The following is a 16484-nucleotide window of genomic DNA, read 5'->3' as shown; positions in this document are numbered from 1 at the left end:
TGGAGACGGGCGTGTGTGTGGGGGGCGGCCCCGCCGGGGGCAGGGGGGAGCCGCCCGGGAGGGGAGTCAGCCGCACGACCCCGAGGAGCAGCAGCTGCTGCTGCCGCAGCAGGAGGTGGAGGTGCAGCTGGAGCTTCCGCTGGTGGCGCCGGTCTCGGGGACGGCGACCGCCTCGCGGACGCTCATGACCTCCATGTCGTCGAAGTCCAGGTCGGGCAGGTCGATCGTGGGGGATTCCTGCGTGGCCATCGAACACCTTCTTCTGGAGTTGTCGGGGTGTTGTGTGTGTACTCCACGAAATGGGTGTACCGGTTATGTGTCCGGCGCACCCACGACTTGAGTACGTCCGAAACGATTCACGCTTTGATCAGAGAATGTCGCGTGAATCGGTGGGGGTTCACTCCTGGTGGCGTGTGTGGGGCGGGACGGTCGGGGGGTTCAGCCGCAGGAGCCGCCGGAGCAGCAGCTGCTGCTGCCGCAGCAGGAGGTGGAGGTGCAGCTGGAGCTTCCGCTGGTGGCGCCGGTCTCGGGGACGGCGACCGCCTCGCGGACGCTCATGACCTCCATGTCGTCGAAATCCAGTTCGGGCAGGTCGATCTCTGGTGCCGCCGAATGGGGCATATCGTCCTCTTCGTTCGGAGTTCTTCTCTGGCCCCCGGGCGGAAGCGAAAATAGCACATGTCCAACCAGCGGGACACGGGGTCTTTTGGATGTTTTTCCGGGTGTGGTCCCCGGTTCACATCCGCGGACGGAGCGCGGATCCGGAGGAGACGCGGACGGGCCGCCACCCCCTTCGGGGTGACGGCCCGCGTGCGCGGGGGCGCGCTACCGCTCCGCGGCGCGGTCGATGGCCGTGCCGATCGACCCCACCCGGTCGGCGAGCAGGCCCATCGCCCCGATCGCGCGCGTCATCGGGTCGTCCTCGCCCCCGCCCAGCGCGCGGCTCCGGCGGAACGCCTCCTTGACCTCCGTCCAGCGGGCCTCCTGCTCGGGCGTCATCACCCCGCGCAGCTCCGCCAGCTTGAGCAGGTTGGCCTCCGCGCCCGACGTCAGGGTCTGCGCCTCGCCCAGGTAGTGGTCGTCGATCGCGGCCTCCACCTCGGCGTCGTTCATCACCGGCACGATCTTCTCCGCCAGCCGGTTCATGTTCCGGTACGAGCCCTGGAGCTGGAACGGCGGCTCCGTGCGCGCGTCCTCGGACTGGCCCGCCGAGGCGATGTAGGCCTGGTTGTTGGCCAGCACCACCTCGCGCACGCGCAGCATCTTGCGCAGCACCGACACGATCCGGTCCACCTCGGCCGCCGAGTACGGGTGGCTCAGCCGGTCCGTGCCGACCGACCCGTCGCCCTCGGCCATCCGCACGAACGTGTACACGTCCTCCCGGTCGCGCGTGGACAGCGGGGCGAGCGTGGAGTTGGAGGTGAGCGCGTTCTCGATGTAGCTGAGCGCGAACATCTCCTCCTTGCCGGACAGCACGTCGCCCAGGTTGTACACGTCGGCGCGGTTGGCCAGCATGTCCGGGATCCGGAACCGCTTGCCCTGCTCCGTGTACGGGTTTCCGGCCATGCACACCGCGAACCGCTTCCCGCGCAGGTCGTAGGTGCGCGTCCGCCCGTTCCACACGCCCTCCATCCGGCGCTGGCCGTCGCAGAGGGAGATGAACTTCTGGAGCAGCTCCGGGTTGGTGTGCTGGATGTCGTCCAGGTACAGCAGGGCGTTGTTGCCCATCTCCAGCGCGAAGGAGATCTTCTCGACCTCCTGCCGCGACGTGGCGTCGGGCGCCTCGTCCGGGTCGAGCGAGGTCACGCCGTGCCCCAGCGCGGGCCCGTTGACCTTGACGAACACCAGCCCCAGGCGGCTGGCCACGTACTCCATCAGCGTGGTCTTGCCGTACCCCGGCGGGGAGATGAGCAGCAGCAGTCCGCTCTGGTCGGTCCGCTTGTCGTCGCCCGCCGCGCCCAGCTGCTTGGCCAGGTTGTCGCCGATCAGCGGGAGGTAGGCCTCGTCCAGCAGGCGGTTGCGGACGAACCCGCTCATCACCTTGGGCCGGTACTCCTCCAGCCGCAGGCGCTCGCGCTCGGCGGCCACCAGCTCGTTGCGGCGCCGCTGGAAGTCCCGGTAGGCGGGCACGTCGCGGGCGCGGAACGCCCGGGTGCGCGGCAGGATCTCGTCCAGCCGCACCTCCAGGGACCGGTCCCGCACGCGCGGGTGGGTGCCGAGCAGGCCCGTCACGGTCTCGCCCACCGCCGCCGACGACTCGTACCGCTCCACGGCCGACCCGGTGAGTTCGATCGCCGCCGCCTCGGGCAGGTCGCCCGGGTCCACCTCGTCGAGCGTGGTCGCGAACGCCTCCAGCCACGCGGTCACCAGCTGGTGCCGCGCCGCCAGGTCGCCCTCCAGCGTGCGCAGGTCGTCCTCGAACGCCTTGCGCGTGGTCTCCCTCGTACTGCCCAGGGCCCGGTGGAACCGGTCCAGGAGCAGCCGCGCGCCCGCCCCGGACACGAAGCCCGACGACGTCCGCGATCCCTCGGCCAGCTCCTCGAACAGGTACTCGCCCACCAGCTCCAGGTCGGTGTCCTGGTACAGCCCGGTCCCGGTGAGGAAGGCGTCCACGCCCTCGGCCAGCTCCGTGCGCAGCGCGTCGACCGCCGCCGAGCGCCGTACCCCGAAGACCGCGCGGGCGCGCGCCAGCGACCCGGCGCGCGTGCGCCAGGCGGTCCGTTCCTCCTTGCCCGCGCCGTAGGCCCAGAACAGCTGCGCCACCGCGCGCGTGGTACCCGGATACCGCAGCAGACCGGCCCCGGCGCGCAGCCTGAGCAGCGCGGACAGGATGAGGGCGGCGTCGTGGTCGTGCACGCCGCGCTCGTAGCCCTCGTCGTAGCGGGTCTCGGCGACCCCGCGCACCAGCTCCAGCAGGGACCCGTTCTCGGCGTGCACTCCCGCCTCGGCCAGGGCGTCGAGGCTCAGGCCCTCCCGTCGCCCTCCGCCGGCTCTCGATCGACTGCCTTCGGCCGCCGCCGTTTCCGGAGAGCCCTCCTCCGCGGCGGCCAGGATCGACGTCGCCAGGTACTCCGCCCGGTAGACGTCGTCGCTCTCGGAGACCAGCAGACGGTCCCACAGGTGGCGGGTCCGGCCGAAGGCCGCGTCCGTGACCGGTTCGCGGTAGTCGGTGCCCGTGAGCGCGACCGCCATCGTCCCGTCGTGCGGGGTGAGGGTGAGGTCGATCGGCTGGGTGTTGACCGCGAACCGGTGCCGCCCCAGCCGGATGGTCTCGCCGCCGGGTCCGCCCTCGAACAGGTCGGCCCGGTCCCGCAGCGCCCGCCCGGCCTCCTGCCGGGCCGACAGGATCTGGCCCTCCAGCTCCTCGGCGCGCACGGAGTCGCCGAGCTCGCGCATCTCCCCGACCGTGCGCCGCAGCCGGGACACCATCGCGTCGGAGGCGAAGTAGGTGTTGACGTCCTCCAGCGTGGAGAGCGTGGCGACCCGGCGGTGCACGCCCTCCAGGACCCGGGCGGCGGACGAGGCCAGGCGGTCCGCCCGGCGCGACCGCTCGTCCACGAGCGACTGCTTGCGCGTGGAGAACGCCTCGTACACGTCCTCGCGCTTGTCCGACAGCTCCGCGAGGAAGTCGTCGAACTCGGCGAACCGCGACTCCAGGTTCTCCACCTGGAGCATGATCCGGCCGAGCTGCTCGTCGCAGCGGTCGGGCGTGTCGGCGGCCGCCAGCGCGCCGGTGATCGCCTGCCCCAGCAGCGCGAACTCCGCGGCGAACTCGGCCCGTCCCTCCTGGGCCAACAGTTCCCTGCGGCGCGACTCCAGTGTGGCCCGGGCCCGGTTGATCCCGGCCAGGACCTCGCCGATCCGCTCCAGGATCCGCGTGCGGACCCGGGCGTCGCCGATGTCCAGGGACCCCACGACCTCGGTGACCACCTGGAGGCCCTCGGTGCGCTCCTCGATGCGCTCGCCGACGGCCGTCGCGGCGCTGACCGCGTCGATCCCCTCGGCCTCCCCGACCAGCCGCGCCACGTCGGAGTGGTAACCGTCGAACGCGTCGTCCTGTTCGAGGAAGCCCACCGTGCGCCGGCCGACCGCGTCGATCTCCTCGGACAGCCGCCCGTCCAGCTCGGCCAGCCGGTCGGTGTCCACGTAGCGCGTCTCGGAGAGCGTGGCCGCCTGCCCCTGCGCGCGGCGCAGTTCGGTCAGCCGCTCCACCCATCCCTCCGCCGACCGGGGGGTCTCGCCCCGCGACGTGCGGATGAGCGCGGTCACCCGCGCCTCGGTCTCCGCGAGGGCGTCAGCGGCCTGCCGGGTCAGGGCCTGGACGGTCTCGAACTCCTCCAGCACCCGCTCGGCGGTGGCCCGCACCTCAGCCAGCGGGGAGGCCAGGTCTCCCAGCTCCTCCTCGCCCAGCCAGTGGAAGCGGTCGGCCACCCGGCGGCAGGAGGCGATGATCGCCTCGAAGACCTCGGTGGACGGGCTCATGTCGCTGGCGATCCGGGCCACCGACAGGCACTCGGACACGCCGCGGACCAGCTCGGCGTTGCCGATGCGCTCCAGCGGACCCGTACCCACCGGCTGGGCCGCCGCGTACACGTCCGACACGTACGGCGTCCGCCACACCTGCATCGGGTGCACGCGGGTCGGCTCGTCCGAGGTCTCCCGGAAGACGGTCATCGTGCCGTCGTCGAACAGGGAGTACCCGTGGCAGACGATCGGGGTGGCGACCTCCTTGCGGATGGTGTTGTACGACAGCAGCAGACTGCGGCCGTCCGCGGGCGAGTGGAAGACGTACAGCACGTCCTCGCCGTTGGGAGAGCGCACGACCCGCTCGAACTCCAGGTCGGTGACGTCGGTGTCGAACGTGCGCACGGCGCCGGTCGTCAGGTGGTACCCGCCGGGGAAGATGAGGCCCTGGTCGTCGGGCAGGCGCTGGCACGCCTGGCCGATCCCGTCGAGCCGCTCCACCGCCTTGGTGCGGGTGTTGAAGACCAGGTGGCGCCACTCGGTCTCGTTGTAGGGCAGGACGCGTAGGAGGATGAGCGCGCCGACCCGCGCGTAGTGGACGGAGGCGTCGGCCAGGCTCTGGAGCGACTCGTCGACCGGTTCGCTGTAGATTCCCTCGCCGACCTCGGTGTTGTTCTCCACCTTGATGGTGAGGTCGCCGTTCACCGTCTCCACGAACAGCTCGTCGAGGATCGAGATGTGCGGGTGGCGGCCGGACACGTGGTCCTCACGGGTGGTCTCCACCCACGTGAAGTCGTGCGCGGGCGGGCGGACGTGGTCGCGCTCGCCCCGGTCGTCCATGTAGGAGAGCTCGCCCGTCGGCGAGACCGACCACCGCAGCACGCGTACGTCCTCGGTGTTCGGTCCCGTCTGGAACACCGCCAACAGGCGGTCCTCCACACGGCGCAGCTGCAACAGCCGGGTGTCCCGGTAGTAGCGGTACAGCCGCGCGAACTCCTGCCGGAACTCCTCGTCCGACAGGAGCCCGGGCACGGCGTCCTCGGGCGCGTCGACGAACGTGAAGGAGTCGTCGTCGTGCTCGTACCGGTGTGTGGAGAACACGTCGCAGACGCGGGTCTCCCGTTGTAGGCCGATGAAGACGTTGTAGCCGAACAGGATCATGTCCCCGTCGGCGCCGTCGCCGACGGAACGCCCGACACTGATGATGTCCCGGGGCACGCAGTTGTGCTCGGTACGGATGCGTTCGGTCCCCAGAAGGGTCATGTCCGACCCGCCGAACACCTCCAGGCGGCGGGCGTTGAGCGCCTCGGTTCGCCGGGCCAGCTCGCCGGTCTGCTCGCGGAGCCGGGCGCGGAGCACCTCGTAGGTGCCCGCGTCCAGCGTCCGCGCGTCCTCGGCGTCCGGTCCGGGGCTTGCGGTCTCCTGGGACTGGGCCTCGGTCACGGAGGACTACCTCACTGCTTCACGGGGGCGAGCGCGGTCACGGGGAGTGTGTCCACACCGAGTTCACGGGCCTTGCCGAGCAGCTGGTCGAGCTTGTCGGCCTGCGGGCCGCCCGCGCTGATGAGCTGGAGCAGCAGAGCGGAGACGGTGAGGTTCTTGACGTCCTCGGTGCCGATGGACGACAGGAGCCGGCCCAGCTCGTCGCTGAGGTCGGCCTCGCCGTTGAGGAAGCCGTTGCCCAGCGCCTGGACGGTCTCGGAGTTGCCGACGAAGCCGTCCACGGCCTTGCCCAGGCCGATGGAGTTGACCATCCGGTCGAAGAAGGCGCCGTCGCCGCCGACGATGTTGATGTCGGCGCTCTCCAGGCCGGCGGCCATGACGGTGGCCTGGGCCTCGGCGACCTGGCGGTGCACGTCGATCCCGGCCAGGCGGACCTCCTTCTCGGCCTCCAGTCGCAGGCGGTACTCCTCGTGCTCGCGGCTGACCTGGTCCAGGGCGGCCATGGCCCCGGCCTTGTCGTTGAGACCGGCGGCCTCGGCGCGCAGCTTCCGCTCGATGGCCTCGGCCTCGGCCTCGGCCTTCTCCCGGGAGACGACGGCCTCGGCGCGGCCGACCTTCTCGATCGCCTCGGCGTCCTGCTCGCGCACCTGGACCTCGGCCAGACCGCTCGCGGCGGCCTCGGCCTGGAGGCCCTCGGCGAGGCGGATCTTGGCGCGGGTGTCCAGCTCGGCGGCCTGCTGGCGGGCCTCGGCGAGGGTCAGCTCCTCGGCGGCGCGGTGCTTGGCGGCCGACTCCGCGGCCTCGGCGGCCTTGATGTCCTTGACCAGGTTCTCCTGGGCCTCGGCCTCGGCCTGGATGATGATCGCCTGGCGTGTGCGCTCGGCCTCCTCGACCGCGCGCAGCCGCTTGATCGCCTCCTCCTGCTCGGCGACGGTGCGGTCGACGGCGACCCGCTCGCGGACGACGTCGGCGACCTCGCGCTTCTCGCCCTCGATCTCCTTGGCGTTCGAGATGCGGCTCAGCTCGGTCTCACGCTCGCGGCCGATGACCTCCAGCATGCGGTCCTTCTCGATCCGCTCGGTCTCGATGGCGATGACGCGCTCGCGGTTCTTCTCGGCGACCGCGATCTCGCGCTGCTGGTTCTGGTGCTGGACGCCCAGCGCCTCGCTGGTGCGGATGTTGGCGGTCTCGGCCTTGAGCCGCTCCTCGGCCTGGACGCGCGCGGTCTCGGCCTCCTCGCGCGCGCGGATGATCTCGATCTCGCGCTTGGCCTTGGCCGCGGACTCCTCACGGCGCTTCTCCAGCTCGGCGAGGGTCTCGGCGGTCTCGGTGTTTTGCCGGTCGATCTCCTGCTTGCGGTCGTTCTCGAACTCGTTGGTGCGCTTGTGCTCGATCGCCGTGCGCTCGGTGATCTTGCTGATGCCCTGCGCGTCGAGGATGTTGTTGGCGTCGTGCTGGTGCAGCGGGGTCTGCTCCAGCTCGTCGATGGCCACGTCCTCCAGGCTGTAGCCGTTGAGGTCGGTGCCGATGAGCGAGACGATCGCGTGGCGGAACTGCTCGCGCTGGGTGAACAGCTCCTCGAAGTCGAACTGCTTGCCGACGGTCTTGAGCGCCTCGGAGAACTTGGAGTTGAACAGCTCCTGGAGCGTGTCCTGGTCGCTGGCCCGCTCGGTCCCGATGGACTTGGCGACCTTGCGGACGTCCTCGGCGGTCTCGTTCACGCGGACGTAGAAGTAGACCCTGATGTCAGCGCGGATATTGTCCTTGCAGGTCAGGCCCTCGCGTCCGCGCCGGTCCAGGGTCAGCGTCTTGAGCGAGATGTCCATGATCTCGGCCTTGTGCAGGACCGGGAGGACGATCGCGCCCGTGAAGGTGACGTGGACATCCCGGATCTTGGAGATGATCAGGGCCTTGCCCTGCTCGACCTTGCGGAACAGCCGCGTGACCATGAGGATCAGGGCCAGGAGGACGACGATTCCGACGGCCAGGGCGACACCGACGGTCAGGAAGGCCGCGCTGGTCGCCTCCTGTCCCGTGGTGGCTGCGCTCAACAACACGTGGGGGTCTCCTTCTACACGTGGCGTGCGGTGGGGCTGGCGAGCACCGGGGGAGGTGTGCGCGGCGGGGGCCGTGTCCGAGGTGCTCGCGGGAATGGGACGCGACGGACACCGGAACGGTTCCCTCCCCGGCCGTCGAACGGCCGAGGGTGACACCTGGTCGGGGGAGGGATGGCCGGAGGCGGCCGGGGGCGCCCGCCCCGGATGCCGGGGCGGTCCGCGCGGCGGTGGTCAGTCCCGGCCGGGATCGAGGGCCGGGTCGAAGTGGGTGACCAGGAAGACGTCGTTCTCCCGGTCGTGGTCGAAGATCAGGGCGGTGCTGCCGAGGGGCAGGACCTCCCCGCCGGTGGTGCGGACGTGGATGGAGATCTCGGCCCCGGCGTCGGTGGTGATCTCGGCGCGGCCGAAGCCCTCAGAGGCCTCGCCGATACGGATCACACAGGTACGGCCGACCAGGTCGTGCTTGGAGTCGCTCCGTCGCCCGGGCAGGAGCCGGGCGACGGCCATCGCCAGTCCGCTGGTGACCGCCCAGGCGGCGATCAGCGCGATCAGCAGGACCACGGCGCCGAGGGCGAGCAGCAGGGAGGGGGACGTGGTTTCGAGGAGGCTGGTCATGATGCCGCCCATCATGCTCACGAACCAGGCGACGCCCACCATGAGGGTGAGCGAGACCGTGACCGGGGCGCGCGCGCCGCTCCGTTCGCCGTGGCTCTCGGCCGATGTCCGGCCGGATCCGCCCAGCAGACCCGCCCGGGTCATGAGAGCGCTCAGGCCGGCTGCCTCACCGTCGGCGTCCACACCGTCGAGGAGCTCGGTGTCGGCCGCGCCGACCACGACGAGGATCCAGTAGACGGCCGCGACGATCAGCATCGGTGTGAACAGCACGGTGGGGAAGCCGAAGGCGGTACTGAGGAAGAGCCCCACTGGTCACACACTCCCGCCGTGTTTTCCGATGCCGAGGCCCGTTCCGGGCGCCCGCGCGAGGCGCCCCGGCCACCCGTGGGGGTGCCCGTCAACGTCGAACCGCCCCGGACTCTACCGAACCCCCCAGTTCAGCACGGCTCCGCGGGGTGGGTTTGACCGTTTTTGACCGGTTGTGGCCACGGTCAGGACGGTCACGACCGCCGAGGCGGCCAAGAGCGTGGCGGCGTACGGCCGAGCAGGGAGGTCCGGCCCCGCGCTCCGGTGCGGAACCCCTCCTCGCCGATCCGGGACAGCACGGCCTCCTGGTACCCGCGGGCCCGGTCCGCCGGTGACGGGAGTTCGAGGAGGCGGTCGGCGGTCGGCCACGCCTGGACGACCCCGCCGGTGCCGTGCCGCCCCGGCGATCTCGGCGGAGGCGTCCCGGAACCGGCCGTCGGCCATGGTGGAGCGGAGGAGCACGCGGACGGGCGCCTCCTTCCCGTGTAGGGCGCCGACCGGCTCCTCACACGGGCCTCACGGTCGCCGACCGCTCGTCGGGGGTGGTCAGTCGGTACGTCGGCGAAACCTCCTCCAGGAGGCGAGGAGGCCGTGTTCGGTGATCGCGAAGAGGTCGGCGAACTCTTCGCTGGAGCGCTCCTCGTCCTCCGTGTCCTGGAGGACGAGTTCGCCGGTCACGACCACATCCCGCTCGGCGGTGATGACACGTTGGGGGCGGTGGCTCCCACCGGACCCGCAGCACCTCAGGGCGAGGGCGGCGGCCGCCTCCGCGCCGTGGGCGACCGGGAACCCCGGATGCTCGAAGCGGGCGTCGCCGTCCACGAGTGAGGCATATCCGTCCACGTCCCCCCGGTCCAGGTAGAGATAGGTCAAGAGGGCGTGTTCGGCCCCGATGGACGAGACGCTGGTGCCGGGTGGCGGAGACGGGGGGCCTCCCTGGGGCTGGGACACGGTGCTCTCCTCCTCTTCCGTGTGTTCCAGGCCCCATGCTGAGCGTGGTCGGAATTCTTCCGCTATCACGCTGCTATCAGCGCTTCGGAGGGAGGGCTTTCCGTGTCCAACGATTGCCGTGATGATTCCGTGCCGCCTGGAAACGGGGTTCCACGGTGGCCGGATCCGGCCACGTTTCCGTCCGTTCCGTTGCGCTGGTTCGTGGTTCGCGCGCCACCCGGATGCCGGCTGGCCCCACCGGAGCGGATCAAAACCCTCTGAACTGCGGGGACTCCGCGCCCCAGTCTCTGGCGGCGGTGGACTTAGGGGTGATAGTTCAATGATTTATTAAAAATCTCATCCGCTGGCTCCGAGGGTTCCGGAGGGGAAGACTTGTGGCTTGGTGAATCGGTATTCGTGTAGAATACCGAGGTCGTGTGCAAGGTCCGCCAAACAGCGTGGTGATTCCTGAGGAGGGAAGATCGACATCACCCAGGAGCAGTCCGGAATCCGGTTCCGGCTGCTCGGCCCCCTGGAGGTCACCGGGCCCGCGGGCCCGGTGCCCGTACCGGCCGGGCGCCAGCAGACCGTCCTCAGCGCCATGCTCCTCGATCTCGAACGCGTCGTCTCCGTCGATCACCTGATCGACGTTCTCTGGGAGCACGAGCCCCCGGAGACGGCCCGCACCCAGGTACAGATCTGCGTCTCCCGGCTGCGCCGCCTCCTGCGGCCCGTCGGGGCGTCCATCGAGACTCGTCCGCCGGGGTACCTGCTCGTCGTCGACCCCGCGACCGTGGACGTGCACGTCCAGCGTTCCCTGGTTAGCGAGGCCGCCGAGCTGAGGGACGCTGGACGCTGGGAGGAGGCCGCGGCCAGCCTGCGCGCCGCCGCGGAACTCTGGCGCGGCCCGACCCTGAGCGGTGTCGACTCCGCCCCGCTGGCGGCCAAGGCCGTCCGGCTGGACGAGGAGCGGCTGTCGGTGATCGAGTCCCACCTGGACATCGAACTGGATCTGGGGCACCACGCCCGGCTGATCGGGGAGATCCGCACCCTGGTCGGTGAGCATCCGCTCCGCGAAAGCCTGCGCGCCCAGCTGATGCTCGCCCTGTACCGGTCCGGGCGGCAGGCGGAGGCGCTCGACGAGTACCGCGCCGGACGCGATCTGCTCGTGGAGGAACTCGGCCTGGAACCGTGTGAGGAACTCCGGGGGTTGGAACGTGCCATCCTCTCCGGGGATCCCGCGCTCCAGGTGCCCGCCGCAGCTCCCACACCCGTGCCCGCTTCGGAGTCCTCCGCGCCCCCCGCCGACGAGGAGGGGCCGCGGAGGACCGACTCGGCCGCCCACCCCTACCAACTGCCCACCGACACCGCCGACTTCGTCGGTCGCGAGGAGGTCACCCGCACCATCACCCGGACCCTGGTCGACAGCGGTGACCAGGTCGGTGTCGCGGTGCTCATGGGCCGTCCCGGAGTGGGCAAGAGCGCCACCGCCATGCGCGTCGCCCACGCCCTGGCCGCCGATCACTACCCGGACGGACAGCTCTACTGCGATCTTCGGGCCACCCGGGGCAACCCGCTGACCTCTTCCGACGTTCTGAGCAGGTTCCTGCGTTCCCTGGGCGTCCCGGCGCAGGGCATCCCCGAGGACGTCGACGAGCGGGCGGCCATGTACCGGGGGATGCTCGCCTCCCGGCGGGTGCTGGTCGTACTGGACGACGCCGCCGACGAGGCCCAGCTGGCCCCGCTCGTCCCCGCGGGCGCGGGCTGCGGTGTCCTCGTGACCTCGCGCGCCTTCCTCACCGGCCTGCCCGGCGCCGCCCAGGTGGTCCTGGACACGCTGCCGGACGAGGTGTCGATCGATCTGCTCTCCCGTGTCCTGGGGGAGGAGCGGGTGCGTGCCGAGCCCGACGCGGCCGGGGCCCTGGTCCGCGCCGTCGGCCGTCTGCCCCTGGCGCTGCGCATCATCTCCGCCCGGCTGGCGGCCCGGCCCCGCTGGCGGCTCGCCACGATGGTGGAGCGCCTCGCGGACGAGCGCAAGCGGCTGGACGAGTTGGCGCACGGCGACATGACCGTCCGGGCCAGCCTCTCCCTGACCTACGACGGGATCGACCCGCGGACCGCCCGTGCCTTCCGGCTGCTCGGGACGTTGGAGGGCCCCACCATCCCGGCCTGGGCGGCCGGAGCGCTGCTCGACGACGACCGGCCCTTTCCCTCGGACCTGGTCGAGCCCCTCGTGGACGCGCACATGATCGACGTCGTCGGGACCGACGCCGCGGGTGAGTCGGTCTACCGTTTCCACGAACTCGTCCGTGACTTCTCCCGTGAGCGGTTCCTCCGGGAGGATGAGGAGGGGCGGCCCGCCGTGGAGCGTCTGCTGGGCGGCTGGCTGTCCCTCCTGGACACGGCTAACCGGCGGCTGGTGGGCGGCGACTACCTGCGCCTGCGCGGGACGGCGCCCCGGTGGCCGCTCCCGGCTCGGTACGTGGAACGGCTGCTGGCCGACCCGTGCGAATGGTGGGAGGCCGAGCGGTCCAACATCCGGCACGCCGTCGACCAGGCCATGGCCGAGGGACTGGACGAGCACACCTGGGACCTGGTCGTGGGCCTCTCCCCGTTCCTCATCCGCCGCGGTTATCTGGACGACGTCCAGGAGCTGTACGACACGGTGGAGCCGTTCCTGCGCGAACGCGGCAACCGGCGCGGACGGGCGGCGCTGATAGAGGCGGTGAACGACCCCGTGACCAGGCATCACGGCATGGCCGCGCGGAGGCGGATCCTGGAGGAGGCGCTGGAGGAGTTCGTCGACCTGGGCGATGTCCACGGTGAGGCGCTCACCCGTAGGGAGATGGCGGACCTGGTACATCTGGGCGGCGACCAACAAGGGGCGATCACACTCTGTGACCAGGCTCTGGCGGGGTTCGAGGAAATAGACGACCTGGGCGGCCAGTGGCGCAGCCTCATGTACGCGGGCTATCTCCGGTGTCTGGCCGGGGACACCGTGCGGGGCCGGAGCGAGCTCGCCCGGGCCCTGGCCATCGCGGAGGAGACGGGGGACTCCAGAGCCCGTGCCCAGGTCCTGCACCGGATCGGCATGGTGGACACGGACGTCGCGGAGTACGCCCGGGCCCTGGAGCACCTCCAGAGCGCACTCGACCTGGTCGAGGAGCTCGACGACCCCTCCGGGAAGGCGGTCGTCCTGCGTGCCCTGGCACGGGTGCACGCGTTCAGCGGGCGGACGGCCGAGGCCCGCGCCCTCCTGTCGCGCTCCTCCGATCTCTTCACGGAGCTGCGTGACACGGAGGGCCGGGTCTGGATCGAACAGGAACTGGCACGACTGGGCTGAGGGGTGGGGTCACCCTCGCTCCCAGCCGTTACCGCTCCCGGTCAGGAGGCTGACCACCTCGTGGACACCCTCCTTGGCGTCGTCGAGGTCGCGGACGATCTCACCGATCCGGGAGACCTCCGGCGCCGCGTGCGTCTGCGTTGTGGCCGCCGTCGCGGGCTCGGCCGCGAGGAGGGGGAGCGCGACGGCGATGACGATCGTGGCGAGCGACTTCATAGCCTTCATGACTGCCTTTCCGGAGGATGCGGGACCCCGTTCTTCGGGGACGACGCCAACCTAGGAAGCCGGCCGTTCCCTTCCCTATCCCTCGGCTATCCGCGTCCCCTTCCCGCAGGTGGGGGCGGTGGGATGGCCGATGGCGGCCAGGCTTCGGCGACGGAGGCCGGGGGAACGCGAAACATGCGAATTATCGCTCATCTCTATTTCATCGGATTCACTCTCGCCTTTCCTTCACACGGTCTTCACGGAATAGGGCACCGATAGGTGCGGGATGCGGGGCGACCGGAAGGTGGTCATCGAACCGGTCGACGCCGGACGGTTCGTACCACGACCTGAGGAGCTTCCCCCATGGAAAGAACGGTGGAGATCTCGACGCTCGGATCCTGCGCGGTGGACGGCGTGACCGTCCCGAGCAGAAGGGCGGTGGAACTCACCGCGCTGCTGGTGCTCTCCGGAGGACGGGCCCAGCGGGATTGGATGATGGTCAACCTCTTCGAGGGCGACCCCGCCCCCTCCAGCCTGCCGACCCTGGCGCTGCGGGCGCGCAAGATCGGACTGCCCGTGCGCTATGACCGGCTGCGCGGCTCCTACTGGCTGGAGGAGGGCGTCTCCTGCGACGTGGCCGAGGTACTCGGTCTGCTGCGTTCGGGCGGGACCGAGGAGGCCCTGGACCGGTACCCGGGCCCTTTCCTGCCGGCCAGCCACAGCCCCTTCGCGGTGGAGGTGCGCGCGACGGTGGAGAACGCCCTCGTCAAGGCCGTGCTCAAGCGTGCCGACCTCGACCTGATGACCCGTGCCGACCGCGTGGTGAAGCACCCCGTGTTGAGCGAGGAACTGGTGCGGAGGGGCGCGGACACGGCCACGGTGTCGCTCAGCCGCTCCTGGCTCAACGCGCTCGAGGCGGTGGGCTGATCCGGGGCACGCGACGGGCGGATCGAAGAGCGGGGGAGGCTCTGCGCCGCCCCGGAGCCGGGCGACCGACGACGAGGACTCCAGGTTCCCGAGGTCGCCGTGGCACAGTCCGGCGTCGCCGGACGAACGGAGACCGCCGTCCGCGGTGAGGTGGAGCGAACGCGTGGCGCTCCCGGCGGAGACGGCCAGCCGAGAGTGATCCCCAAAAAAATCTCGGGCGGGGTGTCGATCCGCGCGGGTCCCGTTCGACGTGTGGGTGAGAGCGGGGGACACGGCTCCCGCGGACCACGGAAGGTGAACACCATGCGCTACCTGATGGCGATCATGTCGGACGAGAACGCCGAAGCCGGGAAGGTGCCGCCGGCGGAGGTCTTCGAGGCGATGGCGGCCTACAACGATGAGCTGGTCAAGGCCGGGGTCCTGCTCGCGGGCGAGGGGTTGGCGCCGACCTCCGAGGGGGCGGTCGTCAGCTTCCGTGACGGCCGGGCGACCGTCACCGACGGCCCGTTCGCCGAGGCCAAGGAGGTCATCGCCGGATACTGGATCCTCCAGGTCTCCTCCCGCGAGGAGGCGATCGAGTGGGCCAAGCGCTGCCCCCACCCGCCGGAGGGCGACGACACCGTCCTCAACCTGCGGCTGCGGCGCATCGCCGAACTGGAGGACTTCGGTGACGAGGTCCCCGACCACGTCAAGGAGCGCGAGCGGGAACTGCGCGCCCAGGGGTACGAGAACGGCTGACCACGGGAGGCGCCGCGGCCGGAGGCCGTCGGTTGAGGGCGTCCCGCCCTTGCCGCGGAGGCGGCTTCCGGGCGGTGGCGGGCGACGGGCGCGCTTGCGGTGGTGTGGCTCACCCTGCTGGGATGGGGGCGTGAGCCACACTGACGCGACCCGTGCGGTGGAGGCGGTCTGGCGGATCGAGTCCGCCCGTCTCGTCGCCGCCCTCACCCGTGTGGTCGGCGACGTCGGCCTCGCCGAGGAGTTCGCCCAGGACGCACTGGTCAGCGCCCTGGAGAAATGGCCGGAGGAGGGGGTGCCCGACACCCCGGGCGCGTGGCTGACGACGGTCGCCAAGCGCCGGATGCTGGACCGCTGGCGCCGCGACGAGCGGTTCAGGCTGCGGATGGCCGACCTCGGCCGGGAGATCCAGGAGAACGACGGGCAGGCGGAGTTCGACGCGGTCCTGGAGGAGGACTACGGCGACGACCTGCTCAGGCTTATGTTCGTGTGCTGTCATCCGGTGCTGTCCACCGACTCCCGGGTCGCCCTGACCCTGCGCCTCCTGGGCGGGCTCACCACCGACGAGATCGCCCGGGCCTTCCTCGTCCCCGAACCGACCGTCGCCCAGCGCATCGTCCGGGCCAAGCGGACCCTCGCGAAGAGGAGGGTGCCCTTCGAGGTGCCGGTCGGCGAGGATCGCGACGCCCGGGTCTCCTCCGTCCTGGAGGTCCTCTACCTGGTCTTCAACGAGGGGTACACGGCCACGTCCGGACCGGACTGGATGCGTACGGACCTGTGTGAGGAGGCCATGCGTCTGGGCCGGGTGCTTGTCGGTCTGCTGCCCAAGGAGCGCGAGGTCCACGGGTTGGTCGCGCTGATGGAGCTTCAGGCGTCCCGGTTCCGCGCCAGGGTGGGCCCCGACGGCGTGCCGGTCCCGCTGTTGGAACAGGACCGCTCCCGCTGGGACCGGCTCCTCGTCAACCGGGGACTGGCGGCCCTGGACCGGTCACTGCCCGCCGACCCCGCCGACAGGAGGGGACCGTATTCGCTCCAGGCGGGGATCGCCGCCGAGCACGCGCGTGCGGCCACGCCGGAGGACACCGACTGGATGGCGATCGCCGTACTGTACGCGGCCCTGGTCGAGGTGACCGCCTCTCCGGTGGTGGCGCTCAACCACGCGGTGGCGGTGTCGATGGCGGTGGGCCCGGGGCCGGCGCTCGCACTCGTCGACCGCCTGCGCGACGAGCCCGCCCTGGAGGGGTACCACCCGTGGTCCTCCGTCCGCGGTGACCTGCTCTCGCGGCTGGGGCGGGGCGAGGAGGCGCGCGCGGAGTTCGAACGCGCGGCCGAGCTCACCCGCAACGAACGCGAACGGGATCTGCTGCTGGAGCGCGCCCGGCGAGAGTGAGCACCGCGCCCTCAGGTGTCCGAGGCCCGTTCCCCCGAACACGGGCCGGGGAGGAGCGGCGGGCCCGCAA

Annotated in this window: 11 protein-coding genes; 4 read left to right on the top strand and 7 right to left on the bottom strand. The window is 71.1% G+C overall.

What is annotated here, in order from left to right; translation table 11 throughout:
* Window positions 1-66: 66 nt before the first annotated feature.
* The 6 genes from KIK06_RS20565 to KIK06_RS20540 all read right to left on the bottom strand — a co-directional run bounded on the left by KIK06_RS20565 (window position 67) and on the right by KIK06_RS20540 (window position 9836).
* Complete coding sequence (locus tag KIK06_RS20565; RefSeq protein ID WP_268644742.1) at window positions 67-249, bottom strand: thiazolylpeptide-type bacteriocin; 183 nt, start codon at window positions 247-249, stop codon at window positions 67-69.
* Window positions 250-438: 189 nt separating this feature from the next.
* Window positions 439-621, bottom strand: a complete 183-nt coding sequence (locus KIK06_RS20560; protein ID WP_268644741.1) for a thiazolylpeptide-type bacteriocin — start codon at window positions 619-621, stop codon at window positions 439-441.
* Between the two features lie 204 nt (window positions 622-825).
* Window positions 826-5907 (bottom strand): DNA repair ATPase, encoded by a 5082-nt coding sequence (locus tag KIK06_RS20555; protein WP_268644740.1) that lies wholly within the window; start codon window positions 5905-5907, stop codon window positions 826-828.
* Between the two features lie 11 nt (window positions 5908-5918).
* Complete coding sequence (locus tag KIK06_RS20550; protein ID WP_017601296.1) at window positions 5919-7964, bottom strand: SPFH domain-containing protein; 2046 nt, start codon at window positions 7962-7964, stop codon at window positions 5919-5921.
* A gap of 231 nt (window positions 7965-8195) precedes the next feature.
* Window positions 8196-8888, bottom strand: a complete 693-nt coding sequence (locus KIK06_RS20545; RefSeq protein ID WP_268644739.1) for an OB-fold-containig protein — start codon at window positions 8886-8888, stop codon at window positions 8196-8198.
* Window positions 8889-9431: 543 nt separating this feature from the next.
* On the bottom strand, window positions 9432-9836 hold the full coding sequence (locus KIK06_RS20540) for a nuclear transport factor 2 family protein (RefSeq protein ID WP_268644738.1): 405 nt from the start codon (window positions 9834-9836) through the stop codon (window positions 9432-9434).
* A 538-nt stretch (window positions 9837-10374) separates the two neighbouring features.
* Between KIK06_RS20540 and KIK06_RS20535 the strand changes: the two genes are divergently transcribed.
* Window positions 10375-13158: an AfsR/SARP family transcriptional regulator gene (locus tag KIK06_RS20535; protein ID WP_268644737.1), complete on the top strand. Its 2784-nt coding sequence runs from the start codon at window positions 10375-10377 to the stop codon at window positions 13156-13158.
* A 9-nt stretch (window positions 13159-13167) separates the two neighbouring features.
* Here the strand turns inward: KIK06_RS20535 and KIK06_RS20530 are convergent, their stop codons facing one another.
* Window positions 13168-13383 carry a hypothetical protein gene (locus tag KIK06_RS20530; protein ID WP_152486453.1) on the bottom strand — a complete coding sequence of 72 codons (216 nt, stop codon included), beginning with the start codon at window positions 13381-13383 and terminating at the stop codon, window positions 13168-13170.
* 342 nt (window positions 13384-13725) lie between these two features.
* Between KIK06_RS20530 and KIK06_RS20525 the strand changes: the two genes are divergently transcribed.
* From KIK06_RS20525 to KIK06_RS20515, 3 genes are all read left to right on the top strand, one after another.
* Window positions 13726-14289, top strand: coding sequence for a hypothetical protein (locus KIK06_RS20525; RefSeq protein WP_017601301.1), 564 nt, complete (start codon window positions 13726-13728; stop codon window positions 14287-14289).
* Between the two features lie 303 nt (window positions 14290-14592).
* Window positions 14593-15027: a YciI family protein gene (locus tag KIK06_RS20520; protein ID WP_026128081.1), complete on the top strand. Its 435-nt coding sequence runs from the start codon at window positions 14593-14595 to the stop codon at window positions 15025-15027.
* 130 nt (window positions 15028-15157) lie between these two features.
* Window positions 15158-16414: an RNA polymerase sigma factor gene (locus KIK06_RS20515; protein ID WP_268644736.1), complete on the top strand. Its 1257-nt coding sequence runs from the start codon at window positions 15158-15160 to the stop codon at window positions 16412-16414.
* Window positions 16415-16484 lie beyond the last annotated feature (70 nt).

It is taken from the genome of Nocardiopsis sp. EMB25 (assembly GCF_026797795.1).
Taxonomy (GTDB): Bacteria; Actinomycetota; Actinomycetes; order Streptosporangiales; family Streptosporangiaceae; genus Nocardiopsis; species Nocardiopsis lucentensis.
This window is presented reverse-complemented; position numbering and strand designations above follow the sequence as displayed.